The organism is Ekhidna lutea (assembly GCF_900188325.1).
Classification (GTDB): domain Bacteria; phylum Bacteroidota; class Bacteroidia; order Cytophagales; family Cyclobacteriaceae; genus Ekhidna; species Ekhidna lutea.
Genome location: NZ_FZPD01000006.1, coordinates 31,023 through 53,535, shown reverse-complemented (window position 1 = coordinate 53,535; position 22,513 = coordinate 31,023). Strand labels below are relative to the sequence as shown.

Here is a 22,513-nt window from a genome sequence, read left to right as displayed (position 1 = left end):
AAAAGGATAGAAATAGTAAAACCATTGTGAGCGAAAAAATGATTTTAGATATGGTGCCATTTAGGCAAAAGATGGCCTATGGAACAGGTAACCTGGTACTAAACCTACTACCTGCTGCACTCAATATCTTTATGTTCTTTTTGGTAACAGCCTTTGGAATGGATCCATTGATGGCTGGTTTGCTTGGTGGTCTTCCACGACTATTTGATGCCATTACAGATCCAATAATGGGCTTCATATCCGATAACACAAAATCAAAATGGGGTAGAAGAAGACCATACATCGTAATAGGCGCAATTTTAAGTGGTATCATTTTCGCCCTTCTATGGCAATTAAATGTCGCTAATTCACAGGATTACAACTTCTGGTACTTTCTAATATTCTCATTGATTTTCACACTTGGAAACACCATGTACGCTACTCCATTTGTTGGATTAGGGTACGAAATGACAACCGATTACAATGAGCGTACACGCCTGATGGCATTCGCTCAAACGATGGGTCAGATTGCCTGGATGGTAGTACCATGGTTTTGGGTGTTGGTAGCAGACCCTGATCTTTTCGCAACTCAGGATGAGGGTGTGAGGAAAATGGCAATGATCGTAGGGGGAGCATGTATTTTACTTGGGATACTTCCGGGTCTTTTTTGCAAGGGTCTGGATGCCAGTGAAATGAAAAACCGAGCGGAATTAAACTTTGCCAACATTTTTAAAAATCTAGCTCGTCTCTGGAAGAGCATCAAAGAGATTTCAAACAATGGACCTTTTCTCAGATTGTGTGGGGCCACATTTCTGGTTTTCAATGGTTTTCAGCTGATTGCAGGGTTTGCTTACTTCATTATTGTCTTCCATATGTTTAATGGTGACTATGGCCTTACGGGGACATGGCCGGCCTGGTTTGCAACAATGAGTGCAGTCGCTACTGCGTTTTTGGTCATTCCCATCATCTCATACATCTCAGATAAGTTTGGTAAACGCAATGCCTTCATCATAGCCACAATCATTTCAATTGTTGGTTACTCGCTCAAATGGTGGGGGTTTAACCCAGATAATCCCTGGTACATATTCATGCCAATTCCTTTGATGTCTTTTGGGATAGGGGGACTGTTCACCTTGATGATGAGCATGACGGCCGATGTGTGTGATTTGGATGAATTGAGAAATGGGATGCCCCGAAAAGAGGGGACTTTTGGTGCCATTTATTGGCTGATGGTCAAAATAGGTCAGGCACTTGCTTTGATTCTGGCTGGGTTGGTGCTCAAAATTGTAGGCTTTGAGTCTGGAGCAGCTACTCAGACGGTAGAAGCAATGACCAAATTACGACTTGCAGACATCATTATCCCCGCAGTTACTGCAGCCATTGCCATTTGGGTGATGTGGGGCTATGATCTTACAGAAGAACGTGTAGAAGAGATTAAATCTCAATTGATAGCAAGAAGAGGTGATATACATGAATAGAAACAATGAATGTATTCATCAACTATATCAAAGTTTGTATTGCAGCATGTGTAATTATTGGTTGCTCAAAAAACGAGACAATGAATGTGAATAAATCAGCAGCAGAAATATTGGGCAATCCGGATTACCCAGCCATGTGTTTTGGTGGTTTTCGAGAATTGACCCGGGATTCAGTGCCTTCGGTTGCTGACCTGAAGGAAGACCTGAATATACTCTCAGCAATGGGAGTGAAGATACTCCGCACATATAATACCACAGGAGATGAGCAGGTTGCTAACCTGTTGCAGGCTATCAGGGAGAAGAAAAATGAAGATGCTGATTTTGAGATGTACGTGATGCTTGGTGCATGGATGGCTTGCGATATCGTAGACGATACAGCTGTACATAATCAAGGCAACCTTAAGTGGATCAAATCTGAAATTGATGAAGCGATTCGGCTGACGAATGAATATCCGGATATTGTGAAAATAATTGCCGTCGGAAATGAAGCAATGGTACATTGGCAAGGCTACCATGTTGCACCCAATGTTATTCTCAGGTGGGTGAATCTGCTTCAGGAATTGAAGAAAGAAGGTAAGCTGCCGGCAGATATATGGATTACCAGCTCAGACAATTTTGCCTCGTGGGGAGGAGGTGATCCCATCTATCACAAAAGAAATCTTGAAAAGCTTATTAATGCAGTTGATTTCATCGCCATGCACACCTATCCTTTTCACGATACTCATTATAACCCTCAATTTTGGTTGCGTCCAAATATTGATTCACTTTCAGCGACAGAGAAGAGCGAATTGGCTATTCAGCGATCTGTAGATTATGCGATGGCCCAATACGAGAGTGTAAGAAATTATGTGTCAGGTCTGGGTTATGAAAACAAACCCATTCACATCACCGAAACGGGTTGGTCAAGTCAGACCAACGATTGGTATGGTAGCAAAGGCTCAAGGGCTGCCGATGAATACAAGCAAAAACTGTATTACGAGGGGGTTGTGAAAAGTTGTGAGGAGCAAAGTATGACCTGCTTCTATTTTGAAATTTTCGATGAATCATGGAAGGATGACAAGAATCCCAAGGGTTCAGAAAATCATTTCGGATTGATAAATCTGAAAGGTCAGGCAAAGTATGCTTTATGGGATTTGGTTGACAAAGGAGTGTTTGAAGGAATTACCAGAGGAGGTAACCCCATCACTAAGACATTCAATGGAGAAATCAACGAATTGCTAAAGGCAGTGCACCCTCCAAGGACATTAGAATTATCTGAAAATTGAATGTTGTGAAAATTTTTAGATGTAAATATTTCGCTTTTGTGATCGCTATTGTGGCTTGTTCTTCCAGTCCAGATAATCAATCCGTTGGCACTACCAATAAGGTTGAAATCAGGGAGGTCGGAAATGGCTATAAATTGTTTAGAAATGGAGAACCATACGAATTTAATGGTGCTGGATTGAATGGAGATATATCATCATTGGCAGCTCATGGTGGTAATTCCATTCGGACATGGTCTGAAAACAGTGAAATACTTGATTTGGCTTATCAGCACAACATGACGGTGTATATGTGCTTTTATATTCAGCCTGAGCGGCATGGAATGGATTACAATAATCAGGACCAAAAAGAGAAACAATTTGAGCGGGTGAAGAAGTTTGTCCTGGAAAATAAGGATCATCCTGCGCTGCTGGCTTGGTGTATTGGCAATGAGCTAAACCTCAATTATACGGACCCAAGTGTTTACGATGAAGTAAATAGAATTTCTGAGTGGATACAAGAAGTAGATCCTAATCACCCAACCACTACAGCTATTTCTTCGGTGGACCCTGGGGTGGTTAAAGAAATTAAAGAAAGAGCCCCAAGTCTGGATTTTTTAAGTGTCCAGGTTTATGGAGATCTTTTTGTTTTACAGGATTTGCTCAGAGAATCTAATTGGAGCAAGCCTTACATGGTGACTGAGTGGGGGGCGATCGGTCATTGGGAGATGCCATCAACAGAATGGGGCGCGCCTATTGAGCAAAATAGTACTCAAAAGGCAACCAACTACCTAAATGGATACAACAAATCAATTAAGCCGTTCGGAGATAAATGCCTGGGAAACTATGTGTTTCTCTGGGGTCAAAAGCAGGAACGAACGCCTACATGGTACGGACTTTTTTTAGAAGAGGGTGAAGAAACAGAGGTTATAGATGTAATGCACTATATCTGGAATGATGAGTGGCCGGTAAATCGAACGCCTCGATTAGATTCCATGCTTTTAGATGATAAAGAAGCCAAAGAAAATGTATACCTCCTTGCTGGGAACAGCTATAGAGCAAATGTTTTCACACAAGATTTTGATGGCGATTCTCTTACATATAAGTGGGTTGTCATGAAAGAAAGCACTGAGGCGAAAGAAGGAGGCGATCATGAAGAGGTTCCTGAAAAATTGGGTGACATTGAAAGTGCACAACAACCATCAATAATGATTACTGCTCCGGAAGAGTCAGGGGCCTATCGATTATTTGTATATGTGTTTGACCGAAATGGACATGCAGCTCACGCCAACATTCCCTTTTATGTTAAAGATCACTAATCATGAAGAATACTTTTTTAAAATATCTAATCCTTTTATTGGGCCTTTTTATAGGATGTATGGAAGAGGATAAATTGAACCTTCAGGTGTTTGAAACATCAGCAAGTGGAAACAAATACACCGAATTAATAGATTGGTCAGGTGACCAAAGTGATGCAACAATCGTTATCAATCCAGAAGATACATTCCAAGTCATCACCGGAATTGGTGGATCATTCACCGAATCATCCGCTTATCTGCTTAATAAGCTAAGCCCCGAGAATAAATCTAAAATCCTCGAGGCTTATTTTGGTGATGCTGGAGCCAGGTATTCACTTACCCGTACACATATCAATTCTTGCGATTTCTCGCTGAGCAATTATGCTTACGTAGAGGAGGGCGATACAGCGCTAGCTACATTTTCAATAGAAGAAGATCGAGATGACGTCATTCCAATGATCAAAGATGCAATGGATGTCTCTTCTGATGGTTTTAAGATCATCTCATCGCCGTGGACAGCACCACCGTGGATGAAGGACAACAACAGCTGGGTTGGGGGGAAGTTGCTCAACGAACATTATTCAACCTGGGCAAGATACTTTTCAAAATACATTGAAGCATATAATGCTGAGGGCATAGACATCTGGGGAGTGACCTTCGAAAATGAGCCTCTCGGGAATGGAAGTAACTGGGAAAGCATGCATTATGCACCAGAGGAAATGGTGGATTTTGTACAGAATTACCTGGGACCTCAACTGGAAAAAGATGGTCATGAGACAAAAATATTTGGGTACGACCAAAACAGAGGTGAAGAACTTATTGATTGGGCAGAAAAAATGTATGAGGATGAGGCTTCCTCCAGGTACTTTGATGGAACAGCTGTGCATTGGTATGCAAGTACATTTAAATGGTACGGAGAAGCGTTACAAAAAGTACATCAAATGTCTCCAGAAAAGTATTTGATAGAAACAGAGGGGTGTGTAGATGCTGAAGTGCCAAAATGGAAAGATGACGACTGGTATTGGTCAAAGGAAGCCACCGATTGGGGTTGGGATTGGGCACCAGAGGAGCAAAAGGGTGATCACCCAAAATATGTTCCTGTTTATCGCTATGCAAGAGATATGATCGGCTGTCTTAACAATTGGGTTGACGGATGGGTGGATTGGAACATGGTTCTTGATCGACAGGGTGGACCGAATTGGTTTAAAAACTGGTGTGTTGCGCCTGTCATTGTTGATCCGGATCAGGATGAAGTTTATTTCACGCCGCTTTATTATGTGATGAAACACTTTAGCAGGCATATAAGGCCCGGAGCAGTTAAAATCGGAATAGAAATTTCAAACGATGAATTAATGGCAACAGCTGTGAAAAATCCGGATGGGACTATAGCAGTGGTTGTTTTAAATATGAGCGATAACGATAAAGGATTTACAATCAATTTGGATGGCAAAGCATCAACCGTATCAATTCAGAAGAAGGCATTGCAATCAATTTTAATTAACCAATAATTACATTTTTCGATCAGCTAATGAATCAACCCCCAATTTTTATAAAGGAATTAGCATTTGCTAAATCAACTTCAGATATAGTTGGTGAATTTGTACGTATTGGAGAATCGGAGTTTTATAAAATTGAGAATTATGATCGGATGAGACCATTTTTTCTCAGCCTGGTTAGCCATTCAGATCATTGGCTGTTTATTTCCACCACTGGGGGACTGACAGCAGGTAGAAAGAATTCAGAATCTGCACTTTTCCCTTACTACACAGATGATCGTATCCGTGATGATTTTGAAGCGACAGGAAGCAAAACAATTTTACGGGTTGAAAGACAGGACAAACAACTTCTATGGGAGCCTTTCTCAAATAGATATGATGGTGTATACAATACACAACGTAATCTTTATAAAAACAGAACCGGTAGTAAACTCATTTTTGAGGAATTAAACGAAGACTTACAATTAACCTTTCAGTATTCCTGGTCTTTCTCTGAAAAATTTGGGTTTGTTAAAAAGTCAAAACTTATAAACTGGAGCCATTCGGAGCAGGTAGTGGAGGTTCTGGATGGTATTCAAAATATCCTTCCGTATGGCGTAGGTTCGGCGTTGCAAGCCAGTGCCAGTAACCTGGTCAACGCGTATAAAAAGAATGAACTGCATGAAGAAACTGGCCTGGGATTGTTCATGTTGAGCGCCATCATTGTTGATAAAGCAGAGCCAAGTGAAGCCCTAAAAACAACCACTGTCTGGAGTACCGGACTTACAAGAGATCGCATGCTATTATCCAGTTTACAGCTGGATAAGTTTAGAAGGGGTGAGGAGTTGACAAATGAAGTGGATGTACGCGCAGAAAGAGGAGCGTATTTTATCAATACGTCCATATCACTAAATCCCAATTCTGACCATAGCTGGATGATTATAGCTGAGGTAAATCAGGATCACGCGGATGTCTTCCAACTCATTCATCGGCTTGGTGATGAAAATAGTATGTCTGAAGCAGTAGTTGCGGATCGTCAGCGAAACAGAGCCAAGCTACTTCAACTAGTAGGCAAAGCAGATGGTCTTCAGTTAACCAATGATACACTTAGCGTAGCTCGCCATTATTCTAATGTCCTTTTTAATATTATGCGTGGAGGGATATTTGATGAAGACTACAATGTTGAAAAAAGCGATTTCAATCAGTTTGTTGAAATTGTTAATAAGAAGGTATTTAATTCAAACAAAGGTTTTCTTGAAGCACTACCACCAGTCTCCAACTATAATAATTTGCTGCTTGAGGCAGAACGATCAGGAGATAGTGACCTATTAAGGATTTGCAAAGAGTATTTACCACTTACATTCAGTCGAAGACATGGCGATCCAAGTCGACCATGGAACAAATTCACGATTGCCACTAAGGATGAAGATGGAAACAAATTAAGGGAGTATGAAGGCAACTGGCGTGATATTTTCCAGAACTGGGAGGCTTTAGCCGTTTCCTTTCCGGGTTATATCTTGTCAATGATCACAAAGTTTGTCAATGCCTCAACAATTGATGGGTACAACCCTTATCGCATTACCAAGGAAGGAATAGATTGGGAAACGATTGAACCGGATAATCCATGGTCTTATATTGGTTATTGGGGTGATCATCAGATTATTTATTTGCAAAAGCTCCTTGAAATTGCCATTTCTCATCAATCGGGAGATTTGGTTGGACTATTATCTAATAAGCAGTTTGTTTACGCGGATGTTCCGTATCGAATCAAAGGATATGCTGACATTGTAAACGACCCTCAAAATACTATCGATTATGATCATAATGCGGAGGCTAAATCGGAAGATAGAGTTAAAGAAATTGGATCGGATGGTAAACTGGTTCATAGCAACGGTGAGCTTCTCAAGGCTAACTTGACTGAAAAGCTACTCGTCACATTTCTCACGAAGATGTCTAACTATGTTCCGGAAGGAGGGATATGGCTCAATACACAAAGACCAGAGTGGAATGATGCTAATAATGCGCTTGTAGGCAATGGCGTCAGTATGGTTACACTTTACTACATGAGGCGTTTTGCTTCATCTATGATTGAGCTATTTGATGGCGTTGATGATGAGGTCACTATCAATCATTCGGTAGCTAATCTCTTCAAGGGAGTTCATGAGCTTCTAAAATCCAAGCTTGATATTTTAAAAGACACTATCAATGATAAAGAGAGGAAAATAATCGTTGATGGACTCGGGAAATTGGGCGAAAACTATCGTTCCGTAGCTTATAAAGGCTTTATTTCCACCACGAGTCAGCTATCAAAAGAAGACATTCAAGTATTTTTTAAGACTGTAATTCAGCATATAGATCATTCCATTATGGCAAATAAAAGGGAAGATGGATTGTACCATTCCTACAACCTGCTGACGATGAAAGATGAGGAGGCCGGCCTTAATCATTTATATGAAATGCTGGAGGGACAGGTCGCCGTTCTATCATCAGGTCTCTTGAGCCTAAAAGAATCTCTGGAAGTACTGGATGCCCTCAAAGCCAGTGATATCTTCAGAGAAGATCAGTACAGCTACATGCTCTACCCGAATAGAACACTTCCTAAGTTTCTGGAAAAGAATCAGATTCCAAAGGATTTCATTGAGTCCTCCAGGCTTGCTCAGGAATTACTTAAGGAAGATAATAAATCAGTCTTATATGCGGATGTCACCGGTGGGTACCATTTCAATGGATCATTTAACAATGCCAATAGCCTGAAAGATGCATTAGAGAAATTGAAAAAGACACAGCACAAGGATTTAGTTGAGGAGGAATACGATCGATATCTCGAAGTGTTTGAACAGATATTCAACCATAAAGCATTTACCGGAAGATCCGGTACATTTTATGGTTATGAGGGGCTTGGAAGCATCTACTGGCATATGGTTTCTAAGTTGCTTGTCGCTGTTCAGGAAAACATTAATTGGAACTGGGAAAAATATAAGGGCGCTCCTGAGATGGGACGTATGATTGATCATTATTATGAAATTCGAGCCGGTATTGGTATCAATAAAGATCCGGAGTTATATGGTTCTATTCCAACAGATCCTTATTCACACACGCCCGGAGGGCGGGGAGCTCAGCAACCTGGTATGACCGGACAGGTTAAGGAAGACATCCTAAATAGATGGGCAGAGCTAGGTGTATCAGTAATTGATTCCAAAATTTATTTTGAACCAAGGTTCCTGAGCCAGAAAGAATTCCTCGCTGCACCCTCGGTATTTGAATACTTTGATCTGAACGGTGATAAAAAATCAATCGATCTCAAACCGGGTCAATTGGCCTTTACCTATTGCCAGGTTCCAGTTATTTATGAAAAGGGCAACACCTCAGAAATATTAGTGACTTATTCAAATGGACAATCTGACGCGATTGATGGAAGTGCGCTCAATGAGAAGAATTCAAAAATGCTCTTTAATCGAACAGGTACTATTGATAAAATCAAGGTGATTATTAATTAGAATATGGGAGCACGCTACGAAATATTATCCTTAGCGGGAGAAGACTTAAGCGGTAAAACAACTGAAGAGTTATCAGAGCTTTACAATAAGCTACTGAACGATGGTATGCATGGATTGTGCTTCAGTCCTTACGAAGAGGGGCAAGAGCCAGGAGATCAATTGAGTGAAGCACAAATCCGAAGACGGATGGAGATTATCAAACCCTATACGAATTGGGTTCGATCATTTTCGTGTACAGAAGGCAATGAAATGATTCCGAGGATCGCCAAAGAAAATGGACTGCAAACCCTGGTAGGGGCATGGCTGGGTACGGACAATGAAATCAACGAAAAGGAAATTGAAGGGGTAATAGAAGTGGCTAAAGCCGGTTATGCGGATATCGTTGCAGTGGGAAATGAGGTATTGTATCGAAAAGATCTGACTGAGGAGGAACTGCTTGAATATATCTACCGAGTAAAAGAAGCAATCCCGGACATCCCTGTTGGGTATGTGGATGCCTATTATGAGTTTGGTTTCAAACCGCGTATTACGGAAGCATGCGATGTGATTTTGGCTAATTGCTATCCTTATTGGGAAGGCTGTGCATTAGAGTATTCGTTGCTGTATATGAAAGATATGTTCAGACGGGCAATGATGGCCGGCCAGGGCAAGCGTGTGATCATCACTGAAACCGGATGGCCGGATCAGGGGCAGGTATTTCACGGATCAGTCCCCTCACATGACAATGCGATGAAATACTTCATAAATACGCAGCTTTGGTCCAAGCAGGAAGACATAGAAATCTTCTATTTCTCCTCTTTTGATGAGTCGTGGAAGACCGGAGATGAAGGAGATGTAGGGGCTTTTTGGGGCATCTGGGATAAGAATGAACAACCAAAATTCTAGTTCGATTTAACGAATAAATGTCATGAAGAATTCACTACTTAACCCAATCAAAAGCATTGCTATCTGTTTCATTTTAGCTTTCAATAGCTCCTGCGATGATCAGGGGCAGTCAGCTACTGCCGAGGGAGGCATGGATCAAAAAGTGGACAATCTTCTGACATTGATGACCATTGATGAGAAAATCGGTCAGACGATTATGTACAATGGTACATGGGAATTTACCGGTCCTGTGTCTGGTGATAATCAGTGGAAAGCAGAAAAAATAAAAAATGGTCAGGTTGGAGCGATGTTGAATGTGCTAACAGCAGATGAGATTCGCAGAACTCAGGAGCTTGCCGTAAACAACAGTCGATTAGGCATCCCTATGGTATTCGCCTATGATGTAATTCATGGATATAAAACCATGCTACCCGTTCCCTTGGCTCAAGCTGCCTCATGGGATCCTGAAGTGGCACGATTAGGATCGGAAGTAGCTGCCAGGGAAGCCTCTGCAGCCGGTTTGCACTGGACCTTTGCACCGATGATCGATATCAGTAGAGATGCTCGATGGGGAAGAATCATGGAAAGCCCGGGTGAAGATCCATACTTAGCTTCCATTATGGCAAAGGCCTGGGTGGAAGGGTATCAGGGAGATGATTTATCGTCTCCAACTACCATTGCAGCTTGTGCTAAGCACTTTGCTGGTTATGGATTTGCTGAAGCTGGGAGGGATTACAACACGGTGGAGGTTTCGATGCAGACACTTTACAATGTAATACTTCCACCTTTTAAAGCTGCCAGTGATGCAGGCGTAGCAACCTTTATGAATGGCTTTAATGATCTAAATGGAGTGCCAGCAACCGGAAATGAATTTCTTCAGCGTGACATTCTAAAGGGTGAATGGAATTACGATGGTATGATGGTTTCAGACTGGGGCTCTATACCGGAGATGATTTTTCATGGATATGCAAAAGATACAGCCCAGGCTGCTGCCATGGCTATGATTGCCGGTAGTGACATGGATATGGAAGGAAGAGTATATGAGAAAGGATTAAAAGAGAAAATCCAGCAGGGAGAGGTTAGTGAAGATTTGTTGGACGATGCAGTACGAAGAATATTGAAGCTCAAGTTTAAGCTGGGCCTTTTTGATGATCCATATCGGTATTCAGATGCACAACGTGAGAAAGAGGAACTGCTTTCAGCTGAGAGTTTAGCAGCAGCAAGAGATGCGGCTCGTAAGTCAATCGTGCTATTAAAAAATGAATCGAGCATTCTTCCACTGCAAAAGGAAATTAACTCGATAGCTGTCATTGGTCAGTTGGCCGCTCACAAAGACATCCCGCTGGGAAGCTGGAGGGCTCAGGCCGTTCCTAACTCGGCAGTTTCATTGCTTGAAGGCATTAAAGGAGCGGTTACAAAAGACACTAAAGTAGCGTTTGCGAAAGGATACACATTGACCACCGGTCATCGAAGTTTTGGAAGAGAGCTTACAATAGTAGAAGAAGATAAAAGCGGATTTACGGAGGCTGTCAATCTTGCCAAAAGCAGTGATGTGGTGGTTTTAGCCATGGGAGAGGATTGCTACCAGTCAGGAGAGGGTAGAAGCCAAATAGATGTGGGATTAAAAGGCAGTCAGATCGACTTGCTTAATGAACTTAAGAAAGTGAATGATAACATTGTTGTAGTGCTGATGACCGGACGTCCGGTAGCCATTCCTGAAATAGCAGCGGATGCCAATGCTATTCTTGAAGCCTGGTTTGGAGGCTCAGAGGCCGGAAATGCAATAGCCGATGTGCTTTTTGGAGACTACAACCCCTCCGGAAAGTTGCCCGTTTCATTTCCGTACCATACTGGGCAAGAGCCTCTCTATTACAGTCAGAAAAGTACCGGCCGACCCATTAACCGAGCGGAAAATGTTTTTTGGACGCATTACACCGATGGGCCAAATGATGCATTGTTCCCATTTGGATACGGTCTAAGCTATACCTCATTTAATTACGAAAACTTCAAGGTTTCAAAAGAGGAAGAATCGATCAGCATTTCTGTAGATGTGACCAATAGTGGAGATATGGATGGTGAAGAAGTTGTTCAACTATACATACAAGATGTGGCTGCATCTCTGGTTCGACCAATCAAGGAGCTGAAAGGGTTTGAAAAAGTATGGTTCGCCGCAGGAGAGACCAAGGCAATTAAATTCATGCTATCAAAAGATGAACTTTCATTTTATAATGAAATGGGAGAACTCGTATTTGAACCCGGAGAATTTCGTATCTCTGTAGGATCTAATTCCAGAGATCTGAACACCCAATCCATCACCCTCAACTAATCAACCTATGAAAAAGCAAAACCTACTTCTAATCACTGTTGTGTGTTCACTTGGAGGACTCCTTTTTGGATACGATACAGGAGTGATAAACGGGACCCAGTTTTACTTCAGTAAATACTTCGAACTGGATGCCATGATGAAGGGGTGGGTCGTTAGTAGTGCCCTGGTTGGCTGTTTTGTTGGAGCACTATTCTCCGGATTGATTAGCAAAGCCTATGGACGAAAAAATTCTTTGATTTTATCCGCCGTTCTGTTTACCATTTCAGCCTGGGGATCCGGGCTCCCATCCTTTTTACCTCAATCCATTCCATTATTAGTGTTTTTTCGAATACTGGGTGGATTAGGTATCGGGATCGCTTCCATGAATGCACCTACCTACATCGCCGAGCTTTCGCCTGCGGCCATTCGGGGAAAGATGGTGACCTATTACCAACTGGCCATTGTAGTTGGTTTCTTCGTGGTATTTCTGGCCACATATGCCATTGGAAATTCCGGAGACTATGAATACAATCTGAATCAGGGATGGCGACTGATGTTCTGGTCAGAGCTTATTCCTTGTCTGATATTTTTATTCCTGTTGTTTGTGGTGCCTAAGAGTCCTCGCTGGTTGATCCTAAAAGGACGAGATGAGGAGGCTAAAATGATTCTGGCCCAGTTGCATGGGGAATCAATGGCGGAAAAAGAGTTTAGCGAAATATGCCTTTCTATCGATAAAACAGACAAGCCAACTATCGGTGAATTATTCGCCAAAGGAATTCTACCTATTGTACTGATTGGATCTGCACTTTCAGCATTACAGCAGCTGACAGGAATCAACGCAGTGCTTTACTACGGCGCAGATATTTTTGAAAAGGCACTTGGATTCGGGCAAGAGGATGTGCTAAAGCAGCAACTTTTGTTGGCAGGAGTAAACTTATTATGCACATTTATCGCCATGGGAACCGTAGATAAGTTCGGACGAAAACCGCTGATTTATCTAGGATGTATCGGAATGACTATCGGATTCTTAATGCTGGGCATCACTTTGATGAATGGTCAGGTTGGACTTGTATCCTTAGTTGGTATACTGGTATTCATAGGTTCTTTTGCCTTGTCAATGGGCCCTGTTGTCTGGGTGTTGCTTTCAGAGATGTTTCCTAACCGAATCAGATCATTGGCTATGTCAGTAGCAGTAGCCGCTCAGTGGGGTATGAATTATGTCGTTTCACAGTCTTTCCCGTTGATTGTGGAGAGTGATGCCAATCAGGGACCCTTTTGGAATCAGTCGTTACCCTATTTCATCTTCATCGGATTCATATTGATCACATTGGTGCTTACCTATAGGTTCATACCTGAAACGAAAGGGAAGTCTTTAGAGGAGGTTGAGGATTTTTGGATGAAGAGATGATCCGTTATGGTGAAGTAGGGGTTTATGAGTCGCAGAAGAAATTAACAGCCTCCCAATCTGAACCTCCCAGTACTTATCAACAAAGGTAGTATGGAAGCCTGTGAATGATCACTAGTCATTCGGAGACCGTGACCAGCACTCGGAAATCTTACTAGAGTGAGCAGCTAAGGGTATCATTAAAACTCTGTTTCCATTTTGGTGGTAGCTAGACCCGAGGGTTCCGATCCTTACAGTTTCTGTGTTCGTCTGCCATTTGTTTTAAAAAAAACTACTTTTGAAAGATCACACAATCATTAAGTAGTTAATTATGAAAAAAATAGGAAAACTTTTTTTGTTAGCTTTTTTAGCGTTTTCATGTCAAGAAGAACATATAAAACCTGATAAAATAGATCAGGAAGTCTCAATTCCACAGCCAATAAATAGCAATGGAAAATATAATTTAAGTGAAATTTATTTTAATCCAATAACCGGCTATGGAGAAAATAGATTTTCGTTTAGATATAAGCTTACATGTGCACCGGGTACTGGAGTCTGTGGAGGTATAACGGTTATGTATTTTGATCTTTATAAGGGAAATATTCATCATGGAAGAATTAATATCGGTGAGGTTAGATTATCTGAAAATCGACAACATTTTTTTCTTGTAACTGATAAGGTACCAAGGTATGGAAATAATTTTCGTTTTAAGGTTTCTGTTGTTAGGGGACAAAATACATATACTACTGCACCATTTGATCTTACTGAGTACGGATCAAATAAAGTAGAAAACGTTGCGGATGTCACCTCTAATGATGGTTATTGGCAAGTTGGTGAAGTGGTAGATTTGAAAAGTATTCCTGTAATGGGTAACGGACGAGATTTATTCAACTATCAAGTAAGATTAAAGTATACATTGAATGGCCAATTTCAGTACCAGTTTGTTCATACAAACAATAGTGGCTATAACGGATCAAATAAAGTCAGCAATATTAACCTTTATTCAAGCCCTGGATTAGCCTATTCAGATGTGGTAATTCAAATTCTGGATATACAGGGGGCACTTTTGGAAGAGATTCCTAAAACTCTTTTTCCTGCTCCTGTCATAGATATAACATTAAATGATGGGTATCCACAATTGGGAGAAAATGTAACAATTACAAGTAGTGCAAATGGAAACGTACCAGAATATGACGTCAGAATTAAATACACACTTTATGGACAGGCTCAATATCAATTTGTTCATACTCACTCAGGAGAAAGCACAAAAAATACTAACATTACTTTATGGAGCAATCCTGGGCACGCATACAACACTATTGTTCTTCAGGCTGTCAGAAATGGGCAGGTTTTACATGAATATGAGAGAACAATCTTTCCATAATCAAAGATTTTAATACAAATAATAGTGCCAAGGTAATGTTACTTGGCACTATTTATTATATCAAAATCGGATTACTTCTTCAACTCAAAAATAGCCGTTTGTTTTGGGCCAACCTTAAAATTGGTTGTCACATCAATCGTGGATCCATCGCCCACATTCAACCCCTTTTTGTAGTCATTCAGGATTTCTGCGAAGCGATCCCTGTTCATTTCTACCTCTTTCTCATTTTGATTCATTACCACCATGACAGCTTCATCTTCTGTGTGTCTGAAATACACATACGTATTGTTTTCAGGAATGAAATGAGTGAGTTTTCCTTTGTGAATTGCTTCAGCACCTTTTCGCCAGTTGGTTAGCTTTTTCACATAGTCAAAAGCCTCGTTTTCTTTTTTTGTCCTGCCTTCTCGTGTAAATACTGAGCGCTTATCCTCCGGCCATCCACCAATCATATCGGCACGTTTTCTTCCGTCTCCGCTTACAGGATCATTGGCCAGCATCAGCTCTATGCCATAATAGACTTGCGGGATACCACGGATTGTCATCAGGTAGGCATATCCCATTTTAAAAAGATCAGGATCTTCGCCCATTTTAGTGAAAAATCGCTCCGTATCATGGTTGTCGATGAACACTACATTCTTCATCGGATCTGAATACAACCGATCTTGAGAAATCGCATAATAAAGCTTAGACAAGCCATTTTTCCATCCAAAATCTTCAGTTAACGCCTGATCCAGAGCAAACATGATCTGGAAATCGGTCACACTTGGTAATTGCGAATCATAACCATCATCCTGCCCTTCCATATCTTCTTGCCAGTATGCTTCATGACCGACCTTTTCTACCCAGGCTTCACCTACAATGTTGAAATTGGGGTAGGAGGTCATTACCTCTGATACCCAGTCCGCCAGGTAGTCCTTATAGGGGTACACATACGTATCCATTCGAATGCCATCCACGCCGGAATATTCAATCCACCAGATAGAGTTTTGAATGAGGTATTTAGCTAGAATAGGGTTACGTTGATTGAGGTCTGGCATTTCGGCTACAAACCAACCTTTTTGGAGTTTATCCAGATCGTATTGGGAAGCATAGGGATCAGACTGTACTTCACCTCTGAAATTAGTGGTGCCATATTCTTCTATATCATGAAACCAGTCATCAGATGGTAGATCCTTCATCCACCAATGTTGATCGCCCACATGGTTGTGGATCATGTCCATGATCACTTTCATATCCATGCCGTGACACTTTTCTACAAAAGCCTTAAACTCCTCATTCGATCCAAACCGACGATCCACTTTGTATAAATCGGTGGCTGCATAGCCATGATAAGCCCCATAAGAGGGCTTCATGTCATTTTCGAAAGTAGGAGTGAGCCATACGGCAGTCATCCCCAGATCTTTGATGTAGTCAAGATTATCTAAAACCCCTTTGATGTCTCCGCCATGTCTGCCATTTGGATTGCTTCGGTCTGCGGCTTCAAACATTCCCTCTATCGTATCGTTGGATGGATCACCGTTGGCGAATCTATCAGGCATTAAAAGGTAGATGACGTCACTGGCATCAAAACCCATGTTACGATTAGAATCTAATGTTCTGGATTTAAGCTCATAGTCGATTGCCAATTGGGTACTTTTTCCATTTTTGAGAGCTATTTTGAATGTTCCAGGTTTGGTTTGCTTAGCTATCTTAAGGTTAAGGACCAGGTAGTTTCTATTTGGCAATTTTTCAATGGATTCAAGACTTACCCCGGCATATTCCAAAGATGGTTCCAAATCGCCAATCTCTTCACCATGTAGCATAATCTGCAACTCTTCTGTTGGCATTTCTGTCCACCAGAAGGGAGGATCGATGTGTTCGATCTCTTGAGCGAATAAATGAAATGAAGTGAAAAGAAGAATGAACGGCAGTTTTTTCATGGTATCAATCTTTTGATAATAAAAATATTAAGGGGATATGCAGACGATTTTTCCAGGCATTTTCATCATGTGCATCGCCTTCAAATTTCATTGTTTTGAAGGTATTGGAATCATTCCCTGCTTCTAATATTATAGAGTCGGCGACTGGTTGAAATGATGCGTACAAGGCATCTAAAGTGGCTGTTCCATAATCAAAGTATAGCTTATGATTCGCAGGGTCCGGTACGTTTTCTTTTAGATAGGTGAAGAAGGCATCCGGGATGGGATTGTTTTCAATCGTAAAAACACCTGGCCAGTGAGTGCTTAGACATGCCGCTCCTCCAAATACATCAGGATATTCGCAAATCGCATACATGGAAATTAGTCCGCCCATGCTGGATCCGGCAATGAAAGTATTCGACCGATCAGGTAACGTCCGATACGTCGAATCAACAAATGGTTTAAGTTCTTCGGTAATAAACCTTAAATAGTTGTCAGACTGAACTTCTGTTCCAAAAAGAAGTATACCATCCCCACGATCCAGTTGATAAAGAGAATCCTGAACATTCTTTGGAAGACTTTCAAATGGTTTTTGTGGGAAGTATTCAGGGTGTCTCAGCAGTGTTCCTCCGTTGGGTATAGCTACGACAATTGCTTCCCTGATCTTGTTTTCTTTTGACAGCTTTGCCATTGTTTCATCCACCCCCCATTCCTGTCCGTTCCAGGTAGTGGTGGAATCAAATAGCATTTGTCCATCATGCATATAAAGCACTGGGTAGCTTTCGTTGGTCGAGTGATAGGATGGAGGCAGCAACACCTGGATTGTACGATCTTCTATGTAATCACTCTGAAACTCATGTGATCTTAGCAAAGTACCAGATTCCCCGCATGAAATGAGGGCTAGGATGACCAATAGATATGATATGCGACTACTCATAAACAAAAAAAGCGACAGCTAGTGTCGCTCTTTCCTTTTTTAAATTAACTATTTAATAACCGTCGTTTTGCTTCAAGTTTGGATTAGCAATCAAATCTGATGAAGGGATTGGAAAAATATCCAAATGACCAGGAGAAGCCATTCCTTCAGCCACTCCACCTTTCCATGGCCAGATATAACCTCCACCTGAAAACTTCCCATGTCTGATTAAATCCGTTCTTCTTGTTGCTTCCAAATACAACTCACGAGCTCGCTCGTCCAAGATCCAATCAAGTGTAACATCACCAGCAGCAATGTTGCCGCTATTGTCGCCATATGCTCTTACCCTTAGATCGTTCAGGTATCCCAGAGTTGTTGTGCTAACGGTTCCATTTTCTTGTAACTCAGCTTCAGCTAACATCAAGTATGCCTCTCCTAATCTAAATACCGGATAATCGGTACTTACCTGATCTACTCCGGGCGCTCTTCGACCTGTGGAAGCTTCAAGATTATTGAATTTCGGTACGGCCCAGCCATGAGTAAACTCTCCTACATCTGCTATCTCTAGCGATTGTCCTTCTGTAAAGAAAATTGCTCGACCATCTGCACTATTACCGTTCGGATCCGAAGCAGCACCTGGAAATTTATTCACTAAAGCACTTGTGGTTCGGTAACCTGCCCATCCACTTGGCACTCCATAATCATTTTCTGCCTCATCTGCTGATGGAGAGCCGTTTTTCTCATCATCGGACATTGCTCCACCAATACCACCTCTTATGATTGTTGTAGTTCCACCCCAGGTTTGTGAAACAAGTCCATCATGTACGATCGGCCATATTATTTCGTCTGTTCGGAGATGATTGTCTCCCATAAACAGTTCCTGATAGTTTGCTGCCAGACTGTAAACATTTGAGCTTATGACCTTATTTAGTTCTTCTATACAATCTGAATAACGATCAGCCCCTACATAAACCTCTGCATTAAGATAGAGTTTAGCCTTTAACATCCATGCTGCTGCTCTGTCCACACGACCGTAATCATGATTGGATTGGCCAGCAGGAAGTAGCTGGTCTTCTATGTCATTCAGTTCGCTTTCTATAAAATTAAATATAACCTGAGGATCAACCTGAGTTGGAAGCTCAGCCGTAATAGATGTAATAAGTGCAATGTTTCTGAAGTGATCGAGTGCATGCCAATAGGAGAAAGCCCGTATAAATCTAGCTTCAGCTACGTATTCATTAATGGTAGCTATTTCATCTGATGAAAGACCAGGAGGTAAGTCCTCAGCAACTCTAATAAAATCGTTTGCCAACGAGATGGTGTAAAAAATTCTATAGTACAAAACCCTTACAAATTGATTGTCCGCACCCCAGGCATGATTATGAAGATCACGAATTCCCGAGTCATTCCATGCGATAATCGCTTCATCTGTTGTAAGCTCTTGTGCTTTCCACCATACACGCAGGTAACTGGAAAATCCCTCATCATTAATGATTGTTAAGTCAGGCTGACCTGCAGCACCTTGCTGCCCAGTAAGAGTCAGAGAAGCATAAACCTTAGCGATATACGATTGATATCCCTCAAAATTTTCAAAAGCTACTGATTCTACAAGTCCGTTTTTTGGCTCCAGATCAAGATCTGTGCACGAAAGGAATGACAGAATAATAATTATTGAATAAAACTTCTTCATGATATTTCGTTGATTATAGCTTGATGTTTAGACCTATCAAAATTGTTCTACTTCTTGGGTAGAGATTGTTATCGATTCCATTTATTCCTGCTTCAGGGTCTACACCAGAGTATCCGGTTAAGGTTAGTAGATTGGTTGCGGTAACAAATGCTTTTGCACTGATAGCTTCAAATGAGTTTATGTTGTATCCTAAAGTGACATTATCCAGTTTTAGAAAAGATGCATTTTCTACATATATATCAGAAAGCAACTGCCTGTCTGTGAAGTCATTGTCATAAGCTGAGGTGTGAATGTTGTTTGGGGAGAATGCATTATTCGCTCCTTGGAATGCTCCATATTGAGACTGGACATTATTATATGTATACCCACCAATTTGACCTCTAAGTGTCATAGCTAAATCGAAATTCTTATAAGTCAGATTACCAGTTAATCCAAGAATTACATCTGGTGCAGGTTTCTTATACGGTCGCAAGTCATCATCATTGATAATGCCGTCTTCATTTTGATCGACGTACATATCAAGTTCATTCCTTAAGCCATCATTGTTGACATCAACTCCATCAGGTATTGGCTTGCCATCAGCTCCCATTTTGTGTTCGTATACAAAAAATGAGTTAACGGGATACCCTACTTTTAATATTTGAATTCTCTCACCTACGTTTCCTGAAATATCCCCGGTAGTATATCCTTGAAAATCAGGAAGATTCGAGTTGTCCAATTTTAGAATTTCATTCTTATTGAGCGCAGCATTAAAGCCAATATCCAATCGTAAATCATCACGATCTATTGCTATTGTATTGATTAGGAATTCTATTCCTTTATTTTCCATTTCACCAATGTTGGTCACTGCCCTGTCTCCAGTCAAAGTACCGATTGGAAATGCGATATCGAATAATAAATCAGTAGTTAATTTTCTGTATATATCAATTGAACCGTATACTCTGCCTTCTAAAAAACCATAATCAATTCCAAAATTTAGCGATCTTGTTTCCTCCCACTTAATATCTGGATCTACGGAATTGGGTCTGAAGGTATTAACCGTATCTTGACCAAATATGTAGGCTGATCTGTCATCACTTTGCTGATATAGGTTTACATATAGATAATCTCCGATTTCTTCATTTCCTGTAATTCCATAGCTTAATCGAAGTTTAAGGTTGGACATTACATTTTCTAATCCGCTTGCAAAAGGTTCATCAATCACTCTCCAACCCACCGCTACCGATGGGAATAATCCCCATCTGTTTCGTTCGCCGAATCGAGTACTCCCGTCTCTTCTCAATGTCGCCGTTATCAAGTACTTGTCTTTCAATGAAAGGTTTGCTCTACCCCAAAATGATATGAGCCTGTTTTCAAGTTCAAAAATTAATGGTTCATCTAGAAATGGCCTTATTTCATCAAGTTTGGCACTACTAATGAAGGAACCAGGATTTTGGATATCTAATGTGTTTAAAGAGACTGTATCACGCTTGAAAAGCGATCGATCCACTTCGCTCTGAAAATCCTGATATGAGTAACCTACGGTTAGGTCCAGACGTCCATTGGTAAGCTCGGTATTGTAATTAAGATATGCTTCAAAAAGCCCACTCGTTCTGGAGTCTTCAAATGTTGAGAAGTTCCCTTGAACAATTCCGGCACTAGGATTGATAAGCCTTGTAACCTGGCTTTCTCCTCGTGAATTATCATAAGCATAGTTGAGTTTTACTGACAATCCTTCGAGTGGTAGGTTATAGTTTAAATTAGCTCCAATCAGATTTCGTTTGGTTTTACCAATGTTAAATGTTTGAGCTATTTGTGCAACTGGGTTGGCGGGGGCCAATACGCTAGACCATTCAAAGTAACCGCCAGTGCTGGGGTCATCTGCAAATACGGATTGAGTTGGATCAAAAACAAGTGCCGACCCTATTACATTAGGAGCGAATCTATTATTGATAATACTGTGTTTTGTACTGATTCCTATTTGTAAGTCATCATTCAACGCACTTTGCGTAAAATTTACAGCTCCGGAAATTCGTTCTAGGTTATCTGTTTTCAATAGTCCATTTACATCCTGATAGTTTAATGATACCCTTCCGGAATTTGTCTGGCTGCCGAAGGAAACACCTAAATTATGGTTCATTCCTTTTGCGACCTGTGTAATTTCGTCAAACCAGTCAGTATTAGAGCTACCCAGATCATCCTTATATCTAGGAGCTTTCCGCCGTACAGTGAATTCAAATTCTTCGGCATTTAACATGTCTACTCCTTTACCATTAAAGCCAATGGTATAGTTGCCATCGTAAGAAATTTTTGGTTTCCCAGGCGAACCTTTTTTTGTCGTAATTATTACTACACCATTTGCTCCTCGTGAACCATAAATTGCTGCTGAAGATGCATCCTTTAAAATGGTTATATCAGCAATATCAGCTGGATTAATAAAGTTTAACGGATTTCTTACTCCTGCTACTCCGTCATTATCCAACGGAACACCATCTACTACATAAAGCGGTTCATTTCCTGCAGTCAGTGATGTACCACCCCTAATACGGATAGATATACCTGATCCTGGGGCTCCATCATTCGTAACAACCTGAACACCAGCTACTTTCCCGGCGATTAGATTGGCAGGAGATGTGAGAACGCCACTATTAAAATCCTTTGCATCTACTTTATTTACAACACCAGTTACATCTCCTTTTTCTACCTGGCCGTACCCGACCACCACTATTTCAGATAGTTCTTGAATATCAGTCTGTAAGCCCACATCGATTATGGTACGATTCCCCGGAGCTATTCTCTGCGGTTTATATCCAACATACGTGAACACCAAAATTTCACCAGGTGAAACATTAATAGAATACTTCCCATCAATGTCGGTAGCAACACCTCTTTGCGTACCTTTGATTTGTACCGTAACACCCGGCAATGAAATTCCATCGGTTGCATCTGTCACTGTTCCCGAAACCGTAGACTGTTGTCCGCTGGCCAAAAATGCACTGGTCGAAACCATGAGAATCAAAAGGCACTTGTAGCTCTTTTGAAGTCCTCTTATAATCCTCTTTTTCTTCATTTGATTTACTTAGAATTGAATGGCAGGATCAATCAAATAAATGACCCGAATTGAA

At 41.1% G+C, this 22,513-nt stretch carries 13 protein-coding genes; 9 read left to right on the top strand and 4 right to left on the bottom strand.

Annotation, left to right across the window (positions count from 1 at the left end; all coding sequences use genetic code 11):
* Positions 1-26: 26 nt before the first annotated feature.
* The 9 genes from CHB71_RS16755 (at position 27) to CHB71_RS16715 (ending at position 14,905) form a co-directional block, all read left to right on the top strand.
* Positions 27-1,457: an MFS transporter gene (locus CHB71_RS16755; RefSeq protein WP_221406756.1), complete on the top strand. Its 1,431-nt coding sequence runs from the start codon at positions 27-29 to the stop codon at positions 1,455-1,457.
* A gap of 5 nt (positions 1,458-1,462) precedes the next feature.
* Positions 1,463-2,722, top strand: coding sequence for a glycosyl hydrolase family 17 protein (locus CHB71_RS16750; protein WP_221406755.1), 1,260 nt, complete (start codon positions 1,463-1,465; stop codon positions 2,720-2,722).
* A gap of 5 nt (positions 2,723-2,727) precedes the next feature.
* Positions 2,728-4,017 carry a glycoside hydrolase family 2 TIM barrel-domain containing protein gene (locus CHB71_RS16745; protein ID WP_221406754.1) on the top strand — a complete coding sequence of 430 codons (1,290 nt, stop codon included), beginning with the start codon at positions 2,728-2,730 and terminating at the stop codon, positions 4,015-4,017.
* 2 nt (positions 4,018-4,019) lie between these two features.
* A complete protein-coding gene (locus tag CHB71_RS16740; RefSeq protein ID WP_089358109.1) occupies positions 4,020-5,504 on the top strand; it encodes a glycoside hydrolase family 30 protein in 1,485 nt (494 codons plus the stop codon).
* Between the two features lie 20 nt (positions 5,505-5,524).
* Complete coding sequence (locus tag CHB71_RS16735; RefSeq protein WP_089358108.1) at positions 5,525-8,968, top strand: hypothetical protein; 3,444 nt, start codon at positions 5,525-5,527, stop codon at positions 8,966-8,968.
* Between the two features lie 3 nt (positions 8,969-8,971).
* The gene (locus tag CHB71_RS16730) at positions 8,972-9,853 is read left to right on the top strand and encodes a glycoside hydrolase family 17 protein (RefSeq protein WP_089358107.1); all 882 of its coding nucleotides are present in this window, start codon (positions 8,972-8,974) and stop codon (positions 9,851-9,853) included.
* A gap of 22 nt (positions 9,854-9,875) precedes the next feature.
* Positions 9,876-12,158, top strand: a complete 2,283-nt coding sequence (gene bglX, locus CHB71_RS16725; RefSeq protein ID WP_089358106.1) for a beta-glucosidase BglX — start codon at positions 9,876-9,878, stop codon at positions 12,156-12,158.
* 7 nt (positions 12,159-12,165) lie between these two features.
* On the top strand, positions 12,166-13,545 hold the full coding sequence (locus tag CHB71_RS16720) for a sugar porter family MFS transporter (RefSeq protein ID WP_089358105.1): 1,380 nt from the start codon (positions 12,166-12,168) through the stop codon (positions 13,543-13,545).
* Between the two features lie 307 nt (positions 13,546-13,852).
* Positions 13,853-14,905: a hypothetical protein gene (locus tag CHB71_RS16715; protein ID WP_089358104.1), complete on the top strand. Its 1,053-nt coding sequence runs from the start codon at positions 13,853-13,855 to the stop codon at positions 14,903-14,905.
* A 71-nt stretch (positions 14,906-14,976) separates the two neighbouring features.
* On the opposite strand, the gene CHB71_RS16710 is transcribed toward CHB71_RS16715, so the two are convergent.
* The 4 genes from CHB71_RS16710 to CHB71_RS16695 are packed head-to-tail and all read right to left on the bottom strand — an operon-like array spanning position 14,977 to position 22,458.
* Complete coding sequence (locus CHB71_RS16710; RefSeq protein ID WP_089358103.1) at positions 14,977-16,824, bottom strand: glycoside hydrolase family 13 protein; 1,848 nt, start codon at positions 16,822-16,824, stop codon at positions 14,977-14,979.
* 4 nt (positions 16,825-16,828) lie between these two features.
* Positions 16,829-17,740, bottom strand: a complete 912-nt coding sequence (locus CHB71_RS16705; protein WP_089358102.1) for an alpha/beta hydrolase — start codon at positions 17,738-17,740, stop codon at positions 16,829-16,831.
* 52 nt (positions 17,741-17,792) lie between these two features.
* Positions 17,793-19,409, bottom strand: coding sequence for a RagB/SusD family nutrient uptake outer membrane protein (locus CHB71_RS16700; protein WP_089358101.1), 1,617 nt, complete (start codon positions 19,407-19,409; stop codon positions 17,793-17,795).
* 13 nt (positions 19,410-19,422) lie between these two features.
* A complete protein-coding gene (locus CHB71_RS16695) occupies positions 19,423-22,458 on the bottom strand; it encodes a SusC/RagA family TonB-linked outer membrane protein (RefSeq protein WP_089358100.1) in 3,036 nt (1,011 codons plus the stop codon).
* Between the last annotated feature and the right edge of the window lie 55 nt (positions 22,459-22,513).